Here is a 24026-nt window from a genome sequence, read left to right as displayed (position 1 = left end):
TGGGGTGTCAGATGCCGGCGCGGCGCTCGGCCGCCTCGACGATGTTGTTGAGCAGCATCGCGCGGGTCATCGGGCCCACGCCGCCGGGGTTCGGGGAGATCCAGCCGGCCACCTCGGCCACCCCCGGGTGCACGTCGCCGACGATCTTGCCCTCGCTGCGGCTGACGCCCACGTCCAGCACCGCCGCGCCCGGCTTGACGTCCTCCGGCTTGACCAGGTGCGGCACGCCGGCGGCGGCCACGATGATGTCGGCCTTGCGCAGGTGGGCGCCGAGGTCCCGGGTGCCGGTGTGGCACAGGGTGACGGTGGCGTTCTCGCTGCGGCGGGTCAGCAGCAGGCCGATCGAACGGCCGACGGTGATGCCGCGGCCGACCACGACCACCTCGGCGCCGTTGATCTCGACGTCGTGGCGGCGCAGCAGCTCGACGATGCCGAGCGGGGTGCACGGCAGCGGGCCGTCGATGCCCAGGGCGAGCCGGCCGAGCGAGGTCGGGTGCAGGCCGTCGGCGTCCTTGTCCGGGTCCATCAGCTCCAGGACCGGGTTCTGGTCCAGGCCCTTGGGCAGCGGCAGCTGGACGATGTAGCCGGTGCAGGTCGGGTCGGCGTTGAGCTCGCGGACGACGTTCTCCACGTCCTCCTGGGTGGCGGTGGCGGGCAGCTCGCGCTGGATCGAGGCGATGCCGACCTCGGCGCAGTCCTTGTGCTTCCCGTTCACGTACCAGCGGCTGCCCGGGTCGTCGCCGACCAGGACGGTGCCGAGGCCGGGCGTGACGCCCTTCGCCTTGAGGGCCGCCACGCGGGCGGCGAGTTCGGACTTGATCGCGGCGGCGGTGGCCTTGCCATCGAGAATCTGGGCAGTCATGACCCCATTCTCCCGGATCGCCGGGGGTCTCCGTACCGAGGGCGTCCGACCGCTCGGGCCGCGGTTCCGGGGGTGGCCGGGCCGGGGAACGGGCGCCCGGCCGGGCGGGGGAACAGCCGGGGGAACCGGCGGGTGAACGGACGGGTACGAAGGTCCACCGCACATTGCGGTTGCGCCACAGTCTCGGCGCGGCACGCGGAACCGGCTGGACAGGGCGCCGTCGTCCGGATGACGATAAGCGCATTCCCGCCGCGAACCGGCCCGGTGACGGGCCGACGGACCCGCGGTGGGGCGTACCCGGGGGAAAGAGCCAGTGAGCCGACCAGAGCAGAGCCAGCAGTCCGACCGCGGGGGCACCGTCCCGCCCGCACCGCACCCGTCGGCTGCCTCGCGCCCCTGACGCTCACCACGCTGCCGAGCCGCGGCGCCCGTCACCGCCGCCGGGCTGTCACCCCGCTCGGCTAACGTCCCCTTCGGCCGGTGACCCTTGTCACCGGTCGGCACCGGGCCGTCAGCGTCCCGTCCCCGCGTCCCCGTAACTGCCCGGAGGCATCCATGAGTTACCCGCCCGACCCGAACAACCCGTACGGCCAGCCGCAGGCCGCCCCGGGCTACGGCTACCCGCAGCAGGCCCCGCCGCCGCAGGCCGCCCCGGGCTACGGCTACCCGCAGGCCGCCCCGGCCTACGGCTACGCGCCGATGGCCCCGCCGTCCATGCCGGGCCTGGTGACCACCGCCCGCGTGCTGCTGTTCATAGTCGGCGGCGTGCAGACGCTGCTCGCGATCCTCTACATGGTCATCGGGGCGGTCGCCAAGGACGCCACCAACGCCACCCGGGCCGCGAGCGAGGACAACCCGTTCACCGCGCTGGGCGACGCCGCCGCCGGCGTCCTGATCGTCGTCGCCGTGCTGTTCGGCCTGTTCGCCGCGCTCTCCATCACGCTCGGCGCGAAGTTCGGCAAGGGCGGCAACGCCGTCCGGGTCACCACCATCGTGTACGGCTCGCTCGGCGCCCTGATCGGCCTGCTGATCCTGCTGGGCGCCATCACCGGCGGCACCGCGGTCGGCCTGGTCATGGCCCTGCTCTGGCTGGCGATCAGCATCATCTGGATCACCGCCATGTGCGTCCAGGACGGCGTCAACTGGTTCAACCGGCCGCGGTACTGACCGGCCCGCAGGACCACGCCGGAGCGGCCCGGCTCCCTCCTCGGAGGGGGCCGGGCCGCTCTGTCGTTCCGCCACGCCGTCACGCCGGCGGCGGGATCAGTGGAAGAAGTGCCGCGCGCCGGTGAAGTACATGGTCACGCCGGCCTCGGCGGCCGCCGCGACGACCTCCTCGTCACGGATCGAGCCACCGGGCTGGACGATCGCCTTGACGCCGGCCGCGATCAGGATCGCCGGACCGTCCGCGAACGGGAAGAAGGCGTCCGAGGCCGCGTAGGCGCCCTTGGCGCGCTCGCCGGCCCGCTCGACCGCGAGCTTGCAGGAGTCCACCCGGTTGACCTGGCCCATGCCGACGCCGACCGAGGCGCCGTCCTTGGCCAGCAGGATCGCGTTGGACTTGACGGCCCGGCAGGCCCGCCAGGCGAAGGCCAGCTCGGCCAGCTCGGCCGCGGTCAGCGCCTCGCCGGTGGCGAGGGTCCAGTTCGCCGGGTCGTCGCCCTCGGCGTGCACCCGGTCGGCGTCCTGGAGCAGCACGCCGCCGGAGACCGGGCGCACCTCCTGGCGGTTGGCCGGGGCCTCGGGGGCGAGCAGCACCCGCAGGTTCTTCTTGCGGGTGAGCACCTCCAGGGCGCCCTCCTCGTAGCCGGGGGCCACGACGACCTCGGTGAAGATCGGGGCGATCTGCTCGGCCAGCGCCACGGTGACCGGGCGGTTGACGGCGATCACGCCGCCGTACGCGGAGACCGGGTCGCACTCGTGGGCCTTGCGGTGCGCCTCGGCGACGTCGGCGCCGGTCGCGATGCCGCACGGGTTGGCGTGCTTGATGATCGCGACGGCCGGCTCGGCGTGGTCGTAGGCGGCGCGGCGGGCGGCGTCGGTGTCGACGTAGTTGTTGTACGACATCTCCTTGCCGTGCAGCTGCTGCGCGCCGGCCAGGCCGCCGGTGCCGTCGCTGTACAGCGCGGCGCCCTGGTGCGGGTTCTCGCCGTAGCGCAGCACGTTCTGGCGCTCCCAGGTGGCGCCGAGGAACTCGGGGAAGCGCTCGTCGCTGGGCGCGTAGCCGGCCTCGAACCAGGAGGCGACGGCCACGTCGTAGGCGGCGGTGTGGGCGAACGCGGCACCGGCCAGGCGCTTGCGGGTGGCCAGGTCGAAGCCGCCCTCCTGGGCGGCCTTCAGCACGTCGCCGTAGCGGGCCGGGTCGACCACCACGGCCACCGAGGGGTGGTTCTTGGCGGCGGCGCGCACCATGCTCGGGCCGCCGATGTCGATCTGCTCGACGCACTCGTCCGGGGTGGCGCCGGAGGCGACGGTGGCCTTGAACGGGTAGAGGTTCACCACGACCAGGTCGAAGGGCTCGACGCCGAGCTCGGCCAGCTGGGCGCGGTGCGACTCCAGTCGCAGGTCGGCCAGCACGCCGGCGTGCACGCGGGGGTGCAGCGTCTTCACACGCCCGTCCAGGCACTCCGGGAAGCCGGTCAGCTCGGAGACCTCGGTCACCGGGACGCCGGCGGCGGCGATCCGGCCGGCGGTGGAGCCGGTGGAGACGATGGCGACCCCGGCGGCGTGCAGGCCCTGGGCCAGCTCCTCCAGACCGGTCTTGTCGTACACGCTGATCAGCGCGCGACGGATCGGACGAACGTTCTCCGAAACGGGCGTGGTGGTGGAGCTGGCACTCATGCCGGAATCCATACCTTTCGGTCCTCGATGCGGTGACCCTCGCGGGCCAGCCGGCCCACGATGTCGACGAGCAGCTTGCGCTCGACAGTCTTGATGCGCTCGTGCAGCGCTTCGCCGCCATCGGCGTGGTCGGCGTCGACGACCTCGACGACGCCCTGCGCGATGATCGGCCCGGTGTCCACGCCGGAGTCGACCAGGTGGACGGTGCAGCCGGTGACCTTCACCCCGTACGCGAGCGCGTCGGTGACGCCGTGGGCGCCGGGGAAGGCGGGCAGCAGTGCGGGGTGGGTGTTGACGATCCGCCCGGTGAAGGCGGCGATGAACTCGGGGCCGAGGATCTTCATGAAACCGGCCGTGACCACCAGGTCCGGCTGGTACTCGGCGACGGAGGCGGTCAGCGCGCGGTCCCAGGCGGCCCGGTCCGGGTGGTCCTTCACCCGGTGGACGAAGGTCGGCAGGCCCGCCTTCTCCGCCCGCTCCAGACCGGCGATCCCGTCCCGGTCCGCACCGACGGCGAGGATCTCGGCGCCGTACGCCGGATCGGCGGCGGCCTCGATCAGCGCCTGCAGGTTGGTGCCGGAGCCGGAGACCAGCACGACCAGGCGGGCCGGTCCGGGCGTACGGGGCGGGAAGTGCTGGGCGGGGGCGGCGGCCACTGCGCGTTTCTCCGTAGGTCGGGCGCCGTCCGCTGGTACGTCCACCGGCGGTGGGGCCACTACGAACGGCAGGTCGAGCGAGGGGGAACTCCGGGGAAACCCGCCGCGACGCGGGCCCGGGGGAACCTCTGTGGGCTGCTGACCGTCACCACGATAACGGCTGGTCGGACGGCCTCCGCACCCTCCCGGCGGCGCTACGCGCGTAGTTGAGACGGGGATCTCCTCCGGCCCGCCGCACCGGAGTTGCCCCGGCCCGCACCGGCCCGCCGACGGGCAGCGGGCGGCCCAACGGACGGCCGCCGGATCGGCCTGCGGGATCATTGGGGCGCGGAAGACCGCTCCGACCCGAGAACCTCCGAACGAGCCCCGACCGAGAAGGAATGGCTGAACCCATGAGCAGCGGCGACGACACCGGCGAGCGCAACCCCTTCGCGCCGCCGCCGGCGGATACCCCGGACCAGCCGTGGCAGCCGCGCAGCCCCTGGGCCGGCGGGGGCCAGGACGGCTCCGGCGGACCGGCAGGCCCCGGCGGCGAGGACGGCGGACGCCCGCAGCTTCCGCCGCCGTGGGGCCCCGGCGGCGACGGCCGCCCCGGCCAGCGGCCGCCGGCCCCGCAGCCGCCCCGGCTCGACCCCGCGGACCCGGCCCACCGCAAGGCCCGCAACGCCGCGCTGGCCGGACCGTTCGCGCTGGTCTGCCTGTTCACGGGGTTCCACTGGATCGCCCTGCTGGCCGGGGCGCTCGGCATCGTCTGGGGCGTCGGCGCGCTGCGGGCCCGGCGGCCCGCCCCGGCCGCCGGCGCGCTCGCCGGGCCGGGCGGCCCGTACCCCGTCGCCCCCGCGTCGAACCCGCTCACCCCGGCCGCGCTCGCCGGGATCCTGACCGGCGCGATGACCATCGTGGTCGCCACCTCGGTGATCGGCCTCGGGTACCACTACCGCGAGTACGTCACCTGCGTCCAGGACTCGCTGACCTCCGTCGGCGCCCAGAACTGCGACCGGTACGCGCCGCAGTGGTACGTGGACTTCACCGGGAACGCCGAGTAGCCGGGCCTCCGGGACCGGTCGGGTCTCCCGGGCGGCTCATTCGGTCCGGTCCGCGCGGGCGGCCTGATCCGTGCGGACGGCCTGATCCGTGCGGGCGGTCTGATCCTCAGGGCCGGCCGGGTCCCGGTCCTCGGGGCCCGGTTCGTCGGCGGTCCCGACGCCCGGTCCGGAGAGCCGCAGCACCAGGGCGTACGTACCGGCGCGCAGTTCCAGTGCGCCCCGGCGGGCCTGCCGCACGAGCCGGGCGTACACGCCCCCGCCGTCCGCCGGGCCCAGCGTGCGGTACCGGACCAGCAGCGCCCCCGGGACGGCGACCAGCGCGATCCAGCCCGCCGCCGCCGGGCCCGTCCACGGCACCGGCCCCACCCAGGCCAGCCGCTCCCCCGCCAGCGCCCCGCCGGAGAGCCAGCCCAGCACCGCCGCCCCGGCCCCGACCGACAGCGCCGCCGCCAGCGCGGCCACCGCCGTCGCGGCCGGCGGCCAGGGCTCGGGCCGCTCCCCCGACCCGGCGCCCGGCAGCCGCCGGCCCGCCGCCGCCCGGCCCAGCAGCACCGCCGGCACCACCCCGGCCAGCAGCGGCAGCACCGACACCGCGAGCCGCCAGCCACCCGGCCCGTCCGCCGGCAGCAGGGCGAACAGCGGGAACTCCGGCACCGGGCCCAGCGCCGTACCGACCGGCGACACCACCGTCCCCGCGCCCACCGCGAAGCCCGGACCCAGCGCGTACGCCGCGCCCCACAGCACCGCGTTCGGCAGCAGCACCAGCGCGAGCAGCAGCAGCCCCACCACCGCGACGGGCCCGCTCCCCAGCAGCGCCATCCCGCGCCCGCCACCGGCCACCGCGTCCAGCACCGCCGAGCACACCACCAGCAGGCCGCCCGCCGCGACCAGCCCGGCCCCGGCCGCCAGCGCCGCGGCCCGGACCACCGGCGCGCCGTCGACCGGGCGGTACGGGGGCGGGAGGAGGTCCAGCGGGGAGTCGGCCGGCACGTCGAGGGCGGTCACCGAGCGGGCCCCGGCGGCCGTCGCCAGGCCCGCGACCGACGCCACCACCAGGACGTCCAGCAGCACCCGGCTGCGGAACAGCCCGTCGCCCGCGCAGTGCAGCGCCACCCCCACGGCCACCGCGCAGTACCCGGCCCACACCGCCGCCGGGCCGCCCCAGCGCGGGCGCGGCCCGCGCCGCGCCGCCACCCCGGCGGCCGCCCGGTGGAGCCGGACCACGGCCAGGACGCCGAGCAGCAGCGGAGTGACGGTCAGCGGGGCGTCCGTCGGCCCGCGCAGCAGCGGCGCCCCGTGCCCGAGCAGCCAGAGCACCCCCGCCAACCGGGTGACAGCGGCCGCGCCGTCGTCCGCGTACGGCGTCGCGACCCAGAGCCCGAGCACCGGCAGCCCGACCGCCGCCAGGCCGACCAGCGCCGTCCGCACTCCCGCCAACAGGTCGGCCAGCGCGGGGCGTCCGCCCAACACGCCGGGCGGTTCCAGGATCGGACGACCCATCAGCTGCGTCATGGGCCACATGGTGCCAAGGCGACTCGCCATGCTCCGTGAAGCGCCAAACCGCCGCCGTGTCCCAGATTATTGGCTTATGCGCATTTTCAGACCCTGCCCCCAAGCCGCCGGCGCCCCGGCCCGGAGCGTCTGATGACCACGCCACCCACCGCCGACTCCCCCACCCCGGAGCGCCACCGCAAGCCCGACCATGCCGGGACCGACGCGGGCCGCCTGCTGCGGAAACTGACCCCCCGTGAGGCCCAGACCCTGGCCCACCTCGCGGCCGGCCACGACCTCCCCCGCACCGCCGCCGCCCTCGGGGTCACCCCGAACACCGCCCGCAGCTATCTCCAGCGCGCCCTGCGCAAGCTCGGCACCCGCACCGAGGCGGAGGCCTTCGCCCTGCTGGCGGGCGCGCTGCCGCACCCCCCGGACCCCGGCCCGACCGGGCGCCCGGCGAACCCCGCCGGCCTGGACCCGGCCGCTGCCGGCCCCGGAGCGGGGGCAGAGGCGGGGGCAGGCGGGGAGGCGACCGGGAAGCGGCGCCGCACCCGGAGCGGGAAGCCCGCCCCGGCACCCTCCGGCGACACCCTGCGGGCCGCCGCCGACGAGCGCGCGCGGACGGCCCGGCCGACGCGGGGCGTGGACGGCGGCGTGAGCCCCGGGGCTCCGGCCGAGGATCCGCGCCAGGCCTCCACAAGGGGCGCCACCCCCGGGCGCGCGCAGGGGGCGTGCACGCCCGCGCTCCCGACCGGAGGCGCCGCCGCGGACCACGGGCCGACGGCCCCTGCCGACCCCGGCCCACCCGGCGGCGGAGACGGGTCGGCGCCCCCTGCCGATCCCGGTCGGCACGCTGACGCCCCCGGCACCGGACAAGACCGGACGGAGAACTCCCCGTCCACGGACCCCGGCCACGCGCCGACGGCCGCCCCGGACGCGGACGGCCGCGGCGGCGCTCCGTACCGGGCCCCGGCCGCGCAGGATGCCGACGGAGGGCAGTCGGCACCCGACCCCGTGGAGCGCGCGTCCGCCGACCCCGGGCAGGCACCGAAGGAGCACGCCGCCCCCGTTGGGCGCGGCCCCGTCAGCCCCGGCCGGGCGGCGCTGGCCGCCGCCGCGCCCTCGAGCGCGGAGGACGACCTCGACGCGGAGGCCCCGGCGGTCACCTTCGAGGAGCTCTACGAAACCGTCCACACCCGGCTGGTGCAGCAGGTGTTCCTGCTGACCGCCTGCCGGCACCGGGCGGTGCACTGCGTCCGGCGGGCGTTCGGGGAGGCGCGCCGGAGCTGGGGCGCGGTCACCGCTTCGGGGAACCCGGAGGGGTGGGTGCGGGTGCGCGCCTGCGAGCTGGCGCTGTCCCCGTGGCACCGGGGCGGGCCCCGGCGGTCGCACGCCTGGGGGCTGCCGCACCGGCGGATCAGGGTGCGGCCGGCCGACGAGTCGCAGGCGGTGCTGCCGGACCACGACCGGCTGACCGACCGGGACCGGGCGCTGCTGAAGGCGCTGAAGCGGCTGTCCCGTCCCCAGCGCCGGGCGCTGGTGCTGCACGACGGCCTGGGGTTCCCGGCGGCGGCGGTCGCGGTGGAGGTGGAGTCCACCCAGGCGGCGGCCGAGGGGCGGGTGTGGGCGGCGCGGGCGGCGCTGGCGCAGTGGGTGCCGGAGCTGGTCGGGCCGGATCCGGCGGAGCCGGGCTTCGCCGACGGGCTGAGCGGGCTGCTGCACCGGGCGGCGGTACGCGGCTGCCCGGAGCCGCACCGTGCGCCGGTGGCGGTGCTGCGGGCCCGGCACCGGCTCTGGACGGCGAGCCGGACGGGTGCGGCGGCGCTGCTGACGCTCGCGGTGGGCGGGGCGGTGCTGGCGACCCTGGCGGGGGTTCGCCCGGCGGGGCTGTTCCGGCCGTCCGCCCCACCGACGCCCGCGGCCTGTCTGCCCGCCGCTCCGCCCGCCCCCGGGTCGGAGGCAGCGGACTCGGCGGACGCGGCGAACGCGGCGGGGCCGGGTGTGCCGCTGCTGCCCGGCGGGACGCCGAACGGCATCACCAGCATCTGGTGCAGCCCGACGCCCGGACTGGAGGCCGTCCTGGTGGATCCGCGGCCGCAGGCGGCCGCGCGCTGGGAGCTGCCGGCGGCGGCCCGGGGCGCCGCTCCCCCGCCGCAGGGCCCGGTGGCCTGTCCGCTGTGGTCGCCGCTGCCCTGCACCACGGGGCCGAGGGAGCGCTGAGCGACCGGGGGCGCGCCGGAAATGGCGAGCGCCCCCGCCCGGTGAGGGCGGGGGCGCTCGTCACGCGCGGGGCGGGATCAGCCCTGGGCGGCGATGATCTCGCGGGCCAGGCGGGCGGTCTCGGACGGCGTCTTGCCGACCTTGACACCGGCGGCCTCGAGGGCCTCCTTCTTCGCCTGGGCGGTGCCCGAGGAGCCGGAGACGATGGCGCCGGCGTGGCCCATGGTCTTGCCCTCGGGGGCGGTGAAGCCGGCGACGTAGCCGACGACCGGCTTGGTGACGTGCTCGGCGATGAAGGCCGCGGCACGCTCCTCGGCGTCGCCACCGATCTCACCGATCATGACGATGAGCTCGGTCTCCGGGTCCTCCTGGAAGGCCTTGAGCGCGTCGATGTGGGTGGTGCCGATGACCGGGTCGCCACCGATGCCCACGGCCGAGGTGAAGCCGATGTCCCGCAGCTCGTACATGAGCTGGTAGGTCAGGGTGCCGGACTTCGAGACCAGGCCGATCTTGCCGGAGCTGGTGATGTCGGCCGGGATGATGCCGGCGTTCGACTGTCCGGGGCTGATCAGACCCGGGCAGTTCGGGCCGATGATGCGGGTCTTGTTGCCCTTGGCACCGGCGTGCGCCCAGAAGGCGGCGGTGTCGTGCACCGGGACGCCCTCGGTGATGACGATGGCCAGGCCGATCTCGGCGTCGATGGCCTCGATCGCGGCGGCCTTGGTGAAGGCCGGCGGGACGAAGAGGACCGTGACGTCGGCGCCGGTCTTCTCCATGGCCTCGGCGACGGTGCCGAAGACCGGGATCTCGGTGCCGTCGACGTCGACCGTGGTACCGGCCTTGCGCGGGTTGACGCCGCCGACGATCTGGGTGCCGGAGGCGAGCATGCGGCGGGTGTGCTTCATGCCCTCGGCGCCGGTCATGCCCTGGACGATGACCTTGCTGTCCTTGGTAAGGAAGATAGCCATGGTGTTAAGTCCCCTTCCTTACTTGTTGGCCAGCTCGGCGGCGCGGTCAGCGGCGCCGTCCATGGTGTCCACGCGCTGCACCAGCGGGTGGTTGGCGTCGTCGAGGATCTTGCGACCCAGCTCCGCGTTGTTGCCGTCCAGGCGGACGACCAGCGGCTTGGAGACGTTCTCGCCCTTGCTCTCCAGGAGCGCCAGGGCCTGCACGATGCCGTTGGCGACCGCGTCGCACGCGGTGATGCCGCCGAAGACGTTGACGAAGACCGACTTGACGTCGGGGTCGCCCAGGATGATCTCCAGGCCGTTCGCCATCACCTCGGCGGACGCGCCGCCACCGATGTCGAGGAAGTTGGCGGGCTTGACGCCGCCGTGGTTCTCACCGGCGTAGGCGACCACGTCGAGGGTGCTCATGACGAGGCCCGCGCCGTTGCCGATGATGCCGACCTGGCCGTCGAGCTTGACGTAGTTCAGGCCCTTGGCCTTGGCGGCGGCCTCCAGCGGGTTGGCCGCGGCCTTGTCCTCCAGGGCCTCGTGCTCGGGCTGGCGGAACTCGGCGTTCTCGTCCAGGGAGACCTTGCCGTCGAGCGCGATGATCTTGCCGTCACCGGACTTGATCAGCGGGTTGACCTCGACGAGGAGGGCGTCCTCCTTGATGAAGACGGTCCACAGCTTCTGCAGGACCTCGGCGACCTGGTCGGCGACCTCGGCCGGGAACTTCGCCGCGGCGACGATCTCGGCGGCCTTCTCCGGGGTGCAGCCCTCGTTGGCGTCGACCGGGATCTTGGCGAGCGCCTCGGGGTTCTGCTCGGCGACGACCTCGATCTCCACACCGCCCTCGACGCTGGCCATGGCCAGGAAGGTGCGGTTGGTGCGGTCCAGCAGGAACGAGACGTAGTACTCGTCCTTGATGTCCGCGGTCTGGGCCAGCATCACCTTGTGAACGGTGTGGCCCTTGATGTCCATGCCGAGGATCTGCTCGGCCTTGGCGACGGCGTCCGCCGGGTCGGCGGCGAGCTTGACGCCGCCGGCCTTGCCTCGGCCGCCCACCTTCACCTGAGCCTTGACGACGGCGCGGCCGCCGAAGCGCTCCGCGATGGCGGCAGCGTCTGCGGCGGTCTCGATGACATCGCCGTCAAGCACGGGCACACCGTGCTTGGCGAAGAGGTCCCTCGCCTGGTACTCGAACAGGTCCACGTGTTTGTCCTTGTTCGTGGTCGCGGATTGTGTCTCTACGAGCGTGCCACGGCAGGATCTTCGCTGCGGGTCGTCGGGGCGGTGCGGGTACGCAGAGGTACGGCCTTGCGGCCCACACAGCCACGGGCGCTCACGTCAATCAACACGCGCGTCACGTCCGTCTGGCAGGTTATCCCCGCAGGGCCGGGCAGTTCCGCCCGGGGCCTGTCCACCCCGGGTGAGAACCGTCACAAACAGCCCGGCGGGACGGGGTGGACGGCCGGTCCGCCGATCACGCGGATTAGCGCGTCCGGGTGAATTCCTCACGCCCCCTGGTCGGCCCCCCTGATCAGGCCCCGCGGGATCGGGCGCTTCTCGATGGCCGCCGCCATGATCTCCGGGAACGCGTCCGGGGTGCAGGCGAAGGCCGGGGCGCCGAGCGAGGCCAGGGCGGCGGCGTGCGCGTGGTCGTACGCCGGGGCCCCCTCGTCGGAGAGCGCCAGCAGGGCGATGAACTGGACGCCGGCCGCCTTCATCGCGGCGACCCGCTTGAGCATGCCGTCCCGGATGCCGCCCTCGTACAGGTCGCTGATCAGCACCACGACGGTCTCGGAGGGCCGGGTGATCCTCGACTGGCAGTAGGCGAGCGCGCGGTTGATGTCGGTGCCGCCGCCGAGCTGGGTGGCGAACAGGACGTCGACCGGGTCGGTGAGCTGCTCGGTGAGGTCGACCACCGAGGTGTCGAAGACGACCAGGCGGGTGTCCAGGGTGCGCATCGAGGAGAGCACCGCGCCGAAGACCGCCGAGTGGACGACCGAGGGCGCCATCGAGCCGGACTGGTCGACGCAGAGGATGACGTCCTTCTTCACGGCGCGCTGGGCGCGGGCGTAGCCGACCAGCCGCTCGGGGACGACGGTGCCGTGCTCGGGCAGGTAGTTCTTCAGGTTGGCCCGGATCGTGCGGTCCCAGTCGATGTCGCGGTGGCGGGGCCGGTTGACCTTGGCGCTGCGGTCGAGGGCGCCGCCGAGGGTGGCCCGGGTGCGGTCGGCGAGCCGGCGCTCCAGGTCGGCGACCACCTTGCCGACCACCGCCCGGGCCGTCTCCCGGGTGGTCTCGGGCAGCGCGTGCTTGAGCGACAGCAGGGTGCCGACCAGGTGCACGTCCGGCTCGACGGCCTCCAGCATCTCCGGCTCCAGCAGCAGCCGGTCCAGGCCGAGCCGGGAGATCGCGTCCTGCTGCATCAGCTGCACGACGGTGGACGGGAAGTACGTGCGGATGTCGCCCAGCCAGCGGGCCACCTGCGGGGCCGAGCCGCCCAGCCCGGCACTGCGGCGGCCGCCGCGGGCGGCCCGGGCGCCCTCCTCGGGGGCGCCGCGGTAGAGCGCGCCGAGGGCGCCGTCCATCGCGGCGTCGCGGCCGCGCAGGGTGCAGCCGGTGCCGTCGGCCTCACCGCCGAGCACCAGCCGCCAGCGGCGCAGCCGTTCGTCGGTCGTGGGCGCTGCCATCTCGTCCTCCTTCGCCGGGTCGGGCGTCATGGGTCGGGTGTCGTGGGTGTCGGGTGTCTTGGGTGTCGGGTGTCACGGGTGGGGCGCACGGGCCGGGTCCGAGGGTCGTGGGCCGGGGGTCAGGTGTCCCGGCCGGCGGCCTGCCGGGGGATCGTCGGACGGATCCCGAGCAGCAGGGCCACCACGGGGACGGCGGCGTCGGCGCGGGCCCGGTCCAGCTCGCCGGCCTCGGCCCGGACGGCCGGGAGCTCGTCGAGCGGGCCGGCCGCGACCCGGCCGCCGATGGTGGTGCGCACACCCGCCTCCAGGGCGGCGAAGGTGCGGCGCAGCAGCGGCAGGACGTCGGTGAAGACCTCGTCGCCCACCCCGGTCAGCCACTCGTCCAGCAGGGCGAGCAGCCGCGGGTCGTGCAGCAGCAGGGCGCCGCCGCCGGTCAGGAAGCCCTCGACCCAACCGGCCGCGTCCGCCGGGGCGTTGGCGACGGAGAGCACCAGTCGGAGCCGGCGGCCGGCCTCCTCGGAGTCGAGCCGGCCGTCGTCCAGCAGCAGTCGCACGGCCCGGCCGCGCAGCAGCCCGGGGGCTCCGGTGGCCGGTCCGCCGGCCGGCTCGCGGCGGGCCAGCGAGCCCAGGGCGGCGGCCCAGCGGTCGGCCAGGCCGGCCAGGCCGTCGGGCTCCGGCACGGCGTCGGAGACGGTGCCGGCGGTGGCGGCGGCGGTGCCCGGATCGGCGGCCAGCAGGCCGATCGCGCCGTGCACCTCGTCGAGGCGGCCGCGCATCGTCGCCGCGCCCTCGGCGTCCAGGCCGACGCAGGCGGGCGGCAGCCCGACGCAGATCCGCTCGGCCAGGCCCGAGGCCGCCCCGGCCAGCGCGCCGTGGTCGGTGCCGCGCACGTCGCCGTAGCGCAGCGCCCGGACCAGGGCGGGCAGCGCGCCCGCGAGGTGCGCGACGTCGGTGTCCAGGGCCGCGCAGTCGGCGAGCACCCGCATCACGGCGGGCAGGGCGCCGGACAGCCCGGCCAGCAGGCAGGTCTCCACCAGGCCGGTCAGTTCGGCGAGTTCCTCGGCGGCCCGGGCGGTGCCGACGGCCTTGTTGGCCGCCGCCTCCTCGACCGTGGTGCCCCACTGGGCGGCCTCGGCGATCCGGACCGCGAACTCGGGCTGCCAGCACAGCCGCCAGCTCTCCCGGAACGTCCCGGTCGAGTTCACCGAGGAGCGCGCGGGCACGCCCCAGTCCACGCCCAGCAGCCGCAGCCGGTGCAGCAGCCGGGAGCGGGCCGCGTCGGTCTCCTTGCGCAGGTCGAGGTCGACGTCCTTCGGCGCGGCCTCGGGCTTGAGCCGCAGCGAGCGCTGCAAGCGGGTGAGGTCGCGCTGGAGCGGCACCGCCGGTGCGGCGTCCGGGACCTCGCCGAGCGCGTCGCCGACCACCAGGCGGTCCCGGACCAGCTCCAGGGCGACGTCCGAGCCCTCGCAGAGCACCGCGCGCACGGCGTCCAGGGTCTCGGTCAGCCCGGCGAGCGGGCGGCCGCGCAGCACGGCCAGGGTCTCGGCGAGCCGGACCGCCTCGATCACGTGCGCGGAGGAGACCGGGTGGTCCTCGGCGCGCAGCAGGTCGGCGGCCCGGGTGAGCCAGCGCGGCACCGGGTCCCCGTCGGTGGTGAACAGGTGGTGGTACCAGCCGGGCGACTGCACGCCCGCGCCGTAGCCGGTGGCCTGGGAGAGCCGGCGGTGCGTCCACGGCACCCAGGTGATGTCCGTGCGCACCTTCTTCGGCAGCCCGGCGAGCAGCGCCCGGTCGTGGGCGACGGTGGGCATCCGCTCCAGCGCGGGGACGTGGAAGGCGCCGCAGACCACGGCGATCCGCAGGTGCCCGGCGCGCCGGGCGGCGCGGATCTGCTGGCGCATGTACGCCTCGCGCAGCTGGTCCCGGCGGGACTCGCCGAGGCCCTCGGCGCGCAGCGCGCCCATCGCCTCGGCGACGGCGGCGAACGGCGCCAGCGCGTCGGTGCCGGGCGCGCGGTGCTCGACCACGTCCTCCCACCAGCGCTCGGCGTCGTCGTGCCCGGCCGCCTCGGCGAGCAGCGCCAGCGGGTCGGCGACCGGGTCGGCACCGGCCTCCTCGGCGTCGTCCTCCTCGGCGTCGCCGGCCTCACCGTCCTCGGCAGGAACGGCGGGATCGACGGGCTCGGCGGGCGCGAAGCCGTACGCGGCGGGCAGGTCGATGAAGCGGACCGGCAGGTCGTGGTCCACGGCGTGCCGGATCGCCACCCACTCCGGGGAGAACTCGGCGTACGGCCAGAAGGCGGCCTTCGCCGGGTCGTCCACCGCGTGGGCGAGCAGCGCCACCGGCGGGACCAGGTCCTTCTCGGCCGCCAGGTGGACGATCGCGTCGGCCTCCGGCGGGCCCTCGATCAGCACCGCGTCCGGCCGCCACTGCGCCAGCGCGGCGGCCACCGCCCGGGCCGAACCGGGGCCGTGGTGGCGGATGCCCAGCAGGGCGACCTCAGGGCTCGTCATACGGTCACCTCGCGGGCGGCGCGGTAGAAGTCCTTCCAGCCGTCGCGCTCGCGCACCACTCCTTCGACGTACTCGCGCCAGACGGCCCGGTCCGCCACCGGGTCGCGGACGACGGCGCCGAGGATGCCGGCCGTCACGTCCCCGGCCCGCAGCACGCCGTCGCCGAAGTGGGCGGCCAGCGCGAGTCCGTTGGTCACCACCGAGATCGCCTCGGCGGTGGAGAGGGTGCCGCTCGGGGTCTTGACCTTCGTCCGGCCGTCCACCGTGATCCCGGCCCGCAGCTCGCGGAAGACGGTGACCACGCGCCTGATCTCCTCGGCGCCGCCGGGCAGTTCGGGCAGGTCCAGGGAGCGGCCGAGCTGGCCGACCCGCCGGGTGACGATGTCGACCTCCTCGTCCAGCGAGCCCGGCAGCGGCAGCACCACGGTGTTGAAACGGCGGCGCAGCGCGCTGGACAGCTCGTTGACGCCGCGGTCGCGGTCGTTGGCGGTGGCGATCACGTTGAAGCCGCGCACGGCCTGCGTCTCGGCGCCCAACTCCGGTATCGGGAGCGTCTTCTCGGACAGGATGGTGATCAGACTGTCCTGCACGTCGGCCGGGATGCGGGTGAGCTCCTCGACCCGGGCGATCTTCCCGTCGGCCATCGCCCGCATCAGCGGCGAGGGCACCAGGGCGTCCCGGCTGGGCCCGTTGGTGAGCAGCTGCGCGTAGTTCCAGCCGTAGCGGACGGCCTCCTCGGGGGTGCCGGCCGTGCCCTGCACCAGCATCGTGGAGTCGCCGCTGATCGCCGCGGCCAGGTGCTCGGACACCCAGGTCTTCGCGGTGCCCGGCACGCCGAGCAGCAGCAGCGCCCGGTCCGTCGCCAGGGTCGTCACGGCGACCTCGACGATCCGGCGCGGGCCGATGTACTTGGGGGTGATCCGGGTGCCGTCGGGCAGTTCGCCGCCGAGCAGGTACGTCGCCACGGCCCACGGCGAGAGCTTCCAGCGCTCGGGGCGCGGACGGTCGTCCTGCGCGGCCAGCGCGGCCAGTTCACCGGCGAACGCGTCCTCGGCGTGCTGCCGCAGAACGTCGGTCATGGGGGCTCCTTCGGGTCGGCCGCCGGGCACACGGGTGCCCCGGGCGGAGTGGTGATCGGGGGGAGCCAGGTCGGCGTCCCGGCCTGTGGAACCAACCCTGCACCGAGCCACTGACAACCCGCCGGGGGCTGCGGACGGGCCGTCAGCCACTGTCAGTGCCGCCGCCTACGGTCGGTCGCATGGAGGAACGCTGGAGCACCGAACACGTCCTGTCCCTGGCACCTGACGCCGCCTCGCAGAAGGCCGCGGGGAAGCTCTCCGCGCCCGCGCCGTGGTCCGGCACCGGCACCGACGGCACCGCGCTCTGGGGCGAGTGCAAGGGCAGCGGCCGCACGCCGTACCGCACCGCGATCGAACTCGCCACGCCCGCCTACCAGTGCACCTGCCCCAGCCGGAAGTTCCCGTGCAAGCACGCGCTCGGGCTCCTCCTGCTGTGGAGCGGCACCCCGGCGGCCGTCCCGGCCGGCGAGCCCGCCGACTGGGTCTCCGAGTGGCTCGCCTCCCGCCAGGAGCGCGCCGAGAAGCGCGCGGAGAAGAAGGAGGAGGACCCGGAGGCCACCCGGCGCCGGCTCGAGAAGCGCGGCGCCAAGGTCGCGGTCGGCGCCGCCGAGCTGCGGCTGCGGCTGGCCGACCGGGTCCGGCACGGCCTGGCCGACCAGTCCACCGCCGGCCCCTGGGAGGAGGTCGCCGCCCGGATGGTCGACGCGCAGGCCCCCGGCCTGGCCGCCCGGGTCCGCGAACTGGACGCGCTGCCGCAGGAGCGGCTGCTGGAGGAGTACGCCATGCTGCACCTGCTCGCCACCGCCGCCACCCGGATGGACGAACTGCCGGCCGAACTGGCCGCCACCGTCCGCACCCGGGTCGGCTTCCCCGCTGACCCCGGCACGGCCGGCCCCACCGTCCGCGACCGCTGGCTGGTCCTCGGCACCCGGGACACCACGGACGAGCGGCTCACCACCCGCCGGGTCTGGCTGCGCGGTGCCAAGACCGGCCGCCCGGCCCTGCTGCTCTCCTTCGGCCACCAGGGCCAGGCCCCCGCCCTCGCCCTGCCCACCGGCCGCCTGGTCGAGGCCGACCTCGCCTACTTCCCCGCCGCCCACCCGCTGCGCGCCGACCTCCGCGAGCGCTACGGCGCCCCCGAGCCGGGCCCCGCCGGCCCGCCCGCCGGGCTCACCGTCGCCGAGGCGGTGGCCGGCTACGGCACCGCCGTCGCCGACGACCCGTGGCTGGAGAGCCGGCCCACCGTGCTCGGCGACGTCGTCCCGGTCCGTACCCCGGACGGCTGGTTCCTGACGGACGGCCACCACACCGTGCCGGTCCGCGCCTCGGCCGTCCCGGAGGCCGCGCTGTGGCGGCTGGCCGCGGTCTCCACCGGCCGCCCGCTGACGGTCTTCGGCGAGTACGGCCACCAGGGCTTCGCCCCGGTCACGGCCTGGGCCGCCGACCAGCGCCCGGTCGGCCTCACCAACCTTTAGGGCGTGTCTTGTGGATCCCTGCCGGGCGCGCGACGCTCCCCCAGCCTTCGGCCGGGAGGTACCCCCAGGGCACAAACGCACCTCGCCGCGTTGTCGTCGGTCGCCAATGGCCCCCAGCCTTCGGCCGGGAGGTGCCCCCACCGCAGTGGCTCCCTCCTCCGCCTTGCGATGCACGCACCCCAACGCCGCGCCCTGATCCGACAAAACCCACAAGACACGCCCAGGAGCACCAGGAATGACGATCACCCAGGACCCGTGGGAGACCCTGCACACCAGCGCCCTGCTCGGCACCGACCGCCGTCCGCTCCCGGCCACCGCCCTGCCGCTCGCCGACGCCGTGGACCAGGGCGATCCGGCCACCGCCCTGCTGGAGCTGGCCGCGCTGGCCGCCGTCCGCCGCCGGGCCGGCGCGCTGCCCGTACCGGCCGACGGGCCGCCCGGCCCGCCCGCGGCCGAGGACGCCCGCCCGGAGCTGCCCGAGCCGGCCGCCCGCCGGCTGGCCGTCCTGCTCTCGGGGCGCACCGGCGGCGGCACCCTGGCCAACCTGTCCGAGCTGCTGCCGCAGTGGCTCGCCACCGCCCGGGCGAGCGGCCTGCGCCCGCCCACCGCGCTGATCCCCGGCCTGCTCGACGCCGCCCGCGCCCGCAGCGAACTGCGCGCCGACGCCGTGGCGTTGGCCGGTCCGCCGGGCCGCTGGCTGGCCGAGCAGAACCCCGACTGGCGGTTCGTGCTGCGCACCACCGCCCCCGAGCTGCCGCAGCGGCCCACCGACGACCGGCTCTGGCACGAGGGCCTGTTCGCCGAACGGGTCACCCACCTCACGCAGCTGCGCCGCCGCGATCCCGCGGCCGGCCTGGAGCTGCTGCGCGGCACCTGGTCCACCGAGCGCGCCGAGGACCGCCTGCTCTTCCTGGACGCCCTCCAGGACGGCCTCTCCCCCGCCGACGAACCGTTCTTGGAGGCCGCCCTCGGCGACCGCAGCAAGAACGTCCGGGCCACCGCCGCCGAGCTGCTCTCCACCCTGCCCGGCTCCGCGCTGGCCCGCCGGATGGCCGAGCGGGCGCGGGCCGCCGTCCGGCTCGCCGACACCGGCACGCACCTGCTGGTCACCCCGCCCACCGCGTGCGACGCGCAGATGCAGCGCGACGGGATCGCCCCCAAGTCGCCCACCGGGCGCGGTGAACGGGCCTGGTGGTTCGGCGAGTTGGTGGCCGCCGCACCGCTGTCGCTGTGGCCGGAGAGCACCGGGCTGACGCCCGGGCAGCTGCTCGCCCTGCGGGTCGGCGACAGCATCGACGAGACCAGCAGCAGCTGGGCCGACGACCTGCGGGAGGCCTGGGCGCGGGCCGCCGTCCGCCAGCAGGACGCCGACTGGGCCCGGGCGCTGCTCGGCCCGGCCCCGGTCCCGTCCGGGCGCGGCGCCCGGACCCGCGCGCTGCGCACCACCGGCGCCCCGGCCAAGCTGCTGGCCGTCCTCCCGCCGGAGGAGCGGGCGGTCTGGACGGCCGCGTTCATCACGGTGCACGGGCTGGGCGAGGCCTTCCAGCTGCTCGGCGCCTGCGCCACCCCGTGGACGCCGCCGCTGTCCACCGCCGTGGTGACCGCCCTGGCCCGGGCGGCGGCCTCCGGGGCGTACCCGTGGAGCCACAGCGGGGTGCTCGGGATGACGGAGCGCGCGCTCGCCCCGGAGACGGCCGCCGCGGTGGAGGAGCTGGCCGCCGGGGCCGCCCCGGACTCCGCGTGGTCCGAGACCTTCTCCCGGCTGGCCGGCACCCTGCGCTTCCGGGCGGCGATGCTCGCGGAGCTGGCGGGCTGAGGGCGAGCCGGGCCCGCGGTACGCCTCCGGAGACGACGGAGACGACGGAGACGACGGAGACGACGGAGCGGGCCGGCCCCCGGGAGGGCCGGCCCGCTCGACGCGCCGTGGCTCAGCCGGCCCGCAGGTTCGACTCGACCCAGGCGACCACGTCCCGGGTCGGCGTGCCCGGGGTGAAGATGTCCGCGACGCCCAGCGCCTTGAGCTCGGCGATGTCCTCGTCCGGGATGATCCCCCCGCAGAAGACCTTGATGTCCTCCGCGTCGCGCTCCTTCAGCAGCTCCAACACCCGGGCGCACAGCGTCATGTGGGCACCGGAGAGGATCGACAGCCCGATGCCGTCCGCGTCCTCCTGGATCGCGGTGTCGACGACCTGCTCGGGCGTCTGGTGCAGTCCGGTGTAGATGACCTCCATACCGGCGTCGCGCAGGGCTCGCGCGATGACCTTGGCACCACGGTCGTGACCGTCGAGCCCGGGCTTGGCGACCACCACACGGATCGGCCCCGACACACTCATGACTGCCTCCTGGACCTCGTCGTCCACCATCCGACCGGGCCTCGTGGGCCGCCGGCGCGGTTAACGGTCGATAACCAACCTGAGGGGAGGTTAGCGCCCCCCGGCACGGTTGACCGCGCCGCCTCCGAAGAGGAGGGCAAAGTCACAGCTCCGGGCCTTGCTACCAGCGGGTATACCCGTCCTTCCCGCAACCTCCGCACAGACCCCCCGGCCGACCCCTTGACATCCGGAGGTTTTTCCGGGGCGTCGTCCTTGGGACTACAGTCACGGCTGCCCTTGGGACTACAGTCACGGCTGTTCTCCCCTCGTCCGACGACGCCCGAGGCCCACCGAGGAGGCAGCCCCCGATGGCTCCCGATGCAGCCGCCCGTCCGACCCGCGCGGAGCTGCGCCTCGCCGCCCGCGAGCAGTCCCGTGCCCAGCGCCGCGGCGCCGCCAAGGCGGCCACCCGGACGGCCCTGTTCCGGGTCGCGCTGCCGTCGGTGGCCGCGCTCGGGGTGGCCGCCGCCGCGGCGGTCACCGTGCAGGGGGAGGCCGACCAGCAGCGCGCCCAGGCCGCCGGACGGACGCCGCAGGCCACGGCGCCGGACACCGCGGCCGCGCACGCGGCGACCCAGGCGCTCGCGGCCGGCGCACCGGCCCAGGCCTCGCGCGGCGACGCCCGCCAGCCGCTGGCCGGCGCCCAGCCCACCGAGGCCCCCACCGCGCAGCCCACCGCCGAGCCCGCCCCCGAACCGGTGAAGCCCACGGTGGTCATGCCGGTCGCCCGGCACGGCCTCGGTGAACTGTTCGGCGAGGCCGGCACCCACTGGGCCAACCGGCACACCGGCATCGACTTCCCGGTGGACGGCGGCTCCGAGGTCTACGCCGTGACCGACGGCACGATCCGCACCCAGTGGAACCCGTTCTACGGCTACATGACGATCCTCAAGATGCCCGACGGCACCGAGGCCTGGTACTGCCACCTGCGGGCGTACAAGGTGCGCAAGGGCCCGGTGAAGCAGGGCGACGTGATCGCCTTCGTCGGCAGCAGCGGCAACAGCACCGGCCCGCACCTGCACTTCGAGATCCGGCCGCAGGGCAACGGGCCGATCGACCCGCTGCCCTGGCTCCTCTCGAACGGGCTGGACCCGCGCTAGCGGGTCGGAGCAGCTCCGCGGGTCGGAGCTGCTCCACCGCTCAGAGCTTCTCCACCGGCGCGTAGCGCAGCAGCAGCTGCTTGCGCCCGTCGGTGCCGAAGTCGACGGTGGCCTGCGCCCGGTCGCCGACGCCCGTGACGGCCACCACCGTGCCCAGCCCGAAGCTGTCGTGGGTGACCCGGTCGCCGACCGCGAGCGAGACGGCCTCGCGCTCCACCAGCTGGCCGCCGCGCCGCGCCGACTGCCCCCAGCCGGCCTTCGGCTTGGCCGCCGCGGCCGACGAGGAGGAACGCGAACTCCCGCCCCCGGACGAGGACTTGCCCCAGGACGAGCCCGAGGAGTAGCCGCGCTGGACCGGCGCCTGGGCCGCCCCGGTGCGCTTCCACTCCACCAGCGTCTCCGGGATCTCCTCCAGAAACCGCGAGGCCGGGTTGTAGGCCGGCTGCCCCCAGGCGCTGCGCAGCACCGAGCGGGTCAGGTACAGCCGCTCGCGGGCCCGGGTGAGCCCGACGTACGCGAGCCGGCGCTCCTCCTCCAGCTCCTTGACCTGGTTGAGCGCCCGCATGTGCGGGAAGATCCCGTCCTCCATGCCGGTCAGGAAGACGACGGGGAACTCCAGGCCCTTGGCGGTGTGCAGGGTCATCATCGTGATGACGCCCTGCCCGTCCTCGTCGTCGTCCGGGATCTGGTCCGAGTCGGCGACCAGCGCGACCCGCTCCAGGAAGTCGGCCAGCGAGCCGACCGGCGGCGTGCCCTCCTCGTCGGCGTCCGGCCGCTCGCCCGGGTCCTGCTCGTACTCCAGGGCGACGGAGGCGAGCTCCTGGAGGTTCTCTACCCGGGTCTCGTCCTGCGGGTCGGTGGAGGCCTGGAGCTCGGCCAGGTAGCCGGTCTCCTCCAGGACGGCCTCCAGCACCGCCGCCGGGCCCGCGCCCGACTCGACCACCTGGCGCAGTCCGGCCATCAGGGTGTTGAACTTCTTGACGGCGTTGGCCGAGCGCGCGGCCATCCCGTACGCCTCGTCGACCCGCACCAGAGCCTGGGCGAAGGAGATCCGCTCCCGCGAGGCCAGCGCGTCGATCATCGCCTCGGCCCGCTCGCCGATGCCGCGCTTGGGCACGTTGAGGATCCGGCGCAGCGGCACGGTGTCCTCCGGGTTGGAGAGCACCCGCAGGTACGCCAGGACGTCCCGGACCTCCTTGCGCTCGTAGAAGCGCACCCCGCCGACGACCTTGTACGGCAGGCCGACCCGGATGAACACCTCCTCGAACACGCGGGACTGGGCGTTGGTCCGGTAGAAGATCGCGACGTCGCCGGGCTTGGCCTCGCCCTTGTCGGTGAGCCGGTCGATCTCGTCGGCGATGAACTGGGCCTCGCCGTGCTCGTCGTCCGCGACGTAGCCGACGACCTTCTCGCCGTGGTCCCCGGCCGTCCACAGCTTCTTCTCGCGGCGGTTGGCGTTGCGCTCGATGACGGCGTTGGCGGCGCTCAGGATGGTCTGGGTGGAGCGGTAGTTCTGCTCCAGCAGGATCGTGGTCGCGTTCGGGTAGTCCTCCTCGAACTGGAGGATGTTGCGGATGGTCGCGCCGCGGAAGGCGTAGATCGACTGGTCCGCGTCACCGACCACGCACAGCTCGGCTGGCGGCACCTCGGCCAGCCGCCCGGCCGCCGGATTCACCAGCTCGCCGTCCACGGTGCGCCTGGGCGCGGCGGCGACGGATCCTCCGCTGAGCTCCCGGACCAGCATGTACTGGGCGTGGTTGGTGTCCTGGTACTCGTCGACCAGGATGTGCCGGAACCGGCGCCGGTAGTGCTCGGCGACGTCGGGGAAGGCCTGCAGCAGGTTCACCGTCGTCATGATGATGTCGTCGAAGTCCAGCGCGTTGGCCTCGCGCAGCCGCCGCTGGTAGAGCGCGTACGCCTCGGCGAGCTTCTTCTCCATCGGGTTGGCGGCCTGGTCGGCGAAGGTCTCCTCGTCGATCAGCTCGTTCTTGAGGTTGCTGACCTTCGCCGTGAACGACTTCGGCGGGTACTGCTTCGGGTCCAGGTCGAGGTCGCGGCAGACCAGCGACATCAGCCGCTGCGAGTCGGCCGAGTCGTAGATCGAGAAGCTGGAGGTGAAGCCCAGCTGCTTGGACTCGCGGCGCAGGATGCGCACGCAGGCGCTGTGGAAGGTGGAGACCCACATCGCCCGGGCGCGCGGGCCGACCAGCGCCTCGACGCGCTCGCGCATCTCGCCGGCCGCCTTGTTGGTGAAGGTGATCGCCAGGATCTCCCCCGGCTGCACCCCGCGGGCGCCCAGCAGGTGGGCGATCCGGTGGGTCAGCACCCGGGTCTTGCCCGAGCCGGCGCCGGCCACGATCAGCAGCGGCGAGCCCGCGTGCAGCACCGCCTCGCGCTGCGGGTCGTTCATCCCCTCCAGCAGCTGCGCCGGGTCCACCACCGTCCGCGCGGCACCGTTGCGGTACCAGGCGTCCCGCTCCGCCTCGGCGGCGTGGTCGGTCTGGAACAGGCCGTCCGGGATGGCCTCCTCGTACGCGTCGTACGGGGCCTCCTCCTCGTACGGCGGGGGCTCCTCACCGATGGCGTCGACGGGCGCGTCGGGCTGCTTCGACCCGGCGGCGGGTGCCTCGAAACCGGGGAGCGGAAGGTCGTCAAAGAGGCTACTCATGGCACATCGAGTCTATGGCCACCCACCGACAAGCCCGCCCGCCCCGGACGATCCGGG

The 24026-nt window shown here is 75.2% G+C and carries 17 protein-coding genes; 6 read left to right on the top strand and 11 right to left on the bottom strand.

What is annotated here, in order from left to right:
• Nucleotides 1–7: 7 nt before the first annotated feature.
• Entirely contained in the window at nucleotides 8–862 is an 855-nt protein-coding gene (locus tag ACWDCZ_RS28305; RefSeq protein ID WP_049654792.1) for a bifunctional methylenetetrahydrofolate dehydrogenase/methenyltetrahydrofolate cyclohydrolase, read from the bottom strand.
• 555 nt (nucleotides 863–1417) lie between these two features.
• On the opposite strand from ACWDCZ_RS28305, the gene ACWDCZ_RS28300 reads away from it, so the two are divergent.
• Nucleotides 1418–2029 (top strand): hypothetical protein, encoded by a 612-nt coding sequence (locus tag ACWDCZ_RS28300; RefSeq protein ID WP_049654791.1) that lies wholly within the window; start codon nucleotides 1418–1420, stop codon nucleotides 2027–2029.
• A gap of 96 nt (nucleotides 2030–2125) precedes the next feature.
• Here ACWDCZ_RS28300 and purH read toward each other — a convergent pair whose 3' ends face one another.
• Together purH and purN are read right to left on the bottom strand one after the other, a co-directional pair.
• The gene (gene purH, locus ACWDCZ_RS28295) at nucleotides 2126–3703 is read right to left on the bottom strand and encodes a bifunctional phosphoribosylaminoimidazolecarboxamide formyltransferase/IMP cyclohydrolase (protein WP_074003926.1); all 1578 of its coding nucleotides are present in this window, start codon (nucleotides 3701–3703) and stop codon (nucleotides 2126–2128) included.
• Nucleotides 3700–4359: a phosphoribosylglycinamide formyltransferase gene (gene purN, locus ACWDCZ_RS28290; protein WP_049654788.1), complete on the bottom strand. Its 660-nt coding sequence runs from the start codon at nucleotides 4357–4359 to the stop codon at nucleotides 3700–3702. The genes purH and purN overlap by 4 nt, the downstream gene beginning before the upstream one ends.
• Nucleotides 4360–4751: 392 nt before the next feature.
• Here purN and ACWDCZ_RS28285 point away from each other — a divergent pair, with 392 nt between their 5' ends.
• The gene (locus ACWDCZ_RS28285; RefSeq protein WP_074003927.1) at nucleotides 4752–5405 is read left to right on the top strand and encodes a hypothetical protein; all 654 of its coding nucleotides are present in this window, start codon (nucleotides 4752–4754) and stop codon (nucleotides 5403–5405) included.
• Between the two features lie 36 nt (nucleotides 5406–5441).
• On the opposite strand, the gene ACWDCZ_RS28280 is transcribed toward ACWDCZ_RS28285, so the two are convergent.
• On the bottom strand, nucleotides 5442–6917 hold the full coding sequence (locus ACWDCZ_RS28280) for a cell division protein PerM (protein ID WP_449817298.1): 1476 nt from the start codon (nucleotides 6915–6917) through the stop codon (nucleotides 5442–5444).
• A 132-nt stretch (nucleotides 6918–7049) separates the two neighbouring features.
• Between ACWDCZ_RS28280 and ACWDCZ_RS28275 the strand changes: the two genes are divergently transcribed.
• Nucleotides 7050–9119, top strand: coding sequence for a sigma factor-like helix-turn-helix DNA-binding protein (locus ACWDCZ_RS28275; RefSeq protein WP_449817297.1), 2070 nt, complete (start codon nucleotides 7050–7052; stop codon nucleotides 9117–9119).
• 77 nt (nucleotides 9120–9196) lie between these two features.
• On the opposite strand, the gene sucD is transcribed toward ACWDCZ_RS28275, so the two are convergent.
• The 5 genes from sucD to ACWDCZ_RS28250 form a co-directional block, all read right to left on the bottom strand.
• The gene (gene sucD / locus ACWDCZ_RS28270; protein WP_074003930.1) at nucleotides 9197–10087 is read right to left on the bottom strand and encodes a succinate--CoA ligase subunit alpha; all 891 of its coding nucleotides are present in this window, start codon (nucleotides 10085–10087) and stop codon (nucleotides 9197–9199) included.
• Nucleotides 10088–10105: 18 nt separating this feature from the next.
• Nucleotides 10106–11278 carry an ADP-forming succinate--CoA ligase subunit beta gene (gene sucC / locus ACWDCZ_RS28265; protein ID WP_049659288.1) on the bottom strand — a complete coding sequence of 391 codons (1173 nt, stop codon included), beginning with the start codon at nucleotides 11276–11278 and terminating at the stop codon, nucleotides 10106–10108.
• Between the two features lie 302 nt (nucleotides 11279–11580).
• Nucleotides 11581–12762 (bottom strand): VWA domain-containing protein, encoded by a 1182-nt coding sequence (locus tag ACWDCZ_RS28260; protein ID WP_049659290.1) that lies wholly within the window; start codon nucleotides 12760–12762, stop codon nucleotides 11581–11583.
• Between the two features lie 119 nt (nucleotides 12763–12881).
• A complete protein-coding gene (locus ACWDCZ_RS28255; protein ID WP_449817296.1) occupies nucleotides 12882–15275 on the bottom strand; it encodes a DUF5682 family protein in 2394 nt (797 codons plus the stop codon).
• Nucleotides 15272–16354: an ATP-binding protein gene (locus tag ACWDCZ_RS28250; RefSeq protein WP_049659200.1), complete on the bottom strand. Its 1083-nt coding sequence runs from the start codon at nucleotides 16352–16354 to the stop codon at nucleotides 15272–15274. The genes ACWDCZ_RS28255 and ACWDCZ_RS28250 overlap by 4 nt, the downstream gene beginning before the upstream one ends.
• A 179-nt stretch (nucleotides 16355–16533) precedes the next feature.
• Between ACWDCZ_RS28250 and ACWDCZ_RS28245 the strand changes: the two genes are divergently transcribed.
• Both ACWDCZ_RS28245 and ACWDCZ_RS28240 read left to right on the top strand, forming a co-directional pair.
• Nucleotides 16534–17829 (top strand): SWIM zinc finger family protein, encoded by a 1296-nt coding sequence (locus ACWDCZ_RS28245; protein ID WP_117488193.1) that lies wholly within the window; start codon nucleotides 16534–16536, stop codon nucleotides 17827–17829.
• A 235-nt stretch (nucleotides 17830–18064) separates the two neighbouring features.
• Nucleotides 18065–19645: a DUF5691 domain-containing protein gene (locus ACWDCZ_RS28240; RefSeq protein ID WP_449817295.1), complete on the top strand. Its 1581-nt coding sequence runs from the start codon at nucleotides 18065–18067 to the stop codon at nucleotides 19643–19645.
• A 112-nt stretch (nucleotides 19646–19757) separates the two neighbouring features.
• Here ACWDCZ_RS28240 and ACWDCZ_RS28235 read toward each other — a convergent pair whose 3' ends face one another.
• Complete coding sequence (locus tag ACWDCZ_RS28235; protein ID WP_049660544.1) at nucleotides 19758–20162, bottom strand: cobalamin B12-binding domain-containing protein; 405 nt, start codon at nucleotides 20160–20162, stop codon at nucleotides 19758–19760.
• A gap of 347 nt (nucleotides 20163–20509) precedes the next feature.
• Between ACWDCZ_RS28235 and ACWDCZ_RS28230 the strand changes: the two genes are divergently transcribed.
• Nucleotides 20510–21301, top strand: a complete 792-nt coding sequence (locus ACWDCZ_RS28230; protein WP_074003933.1) for a M23 family metallopeptidase — start codon at nucleotides 20510–20512, stop codon at nucleotides 21299–21301.
• 40 nt (nucleotides 21302–21341) lie between these two features.
• On the opposite strand, the gene pcrA is transcribed toward ACWDCZ_RS28230, so the two are convergent.
• Complete coding sequence (gene pcrA / locus ACWDCZ_RS28225) at nucleotides 21342–23969, bottom strand: DNA helicase PcrA (protein ID WP_049658374.1); 2628 nt, start codon at nucleotides 23967–23969, stop codon at nucleotides 21342–21344.
• Between the last annotated feature and the right edge of the window lie 57 nt (nucleotides 23970–24026).

The organism is Kitasatospora sp. NPDC001225, from assembly GCF_053597855.1.
This window is presented reverse-complemented; position numbering and strand designations above follow the sequence as displayed.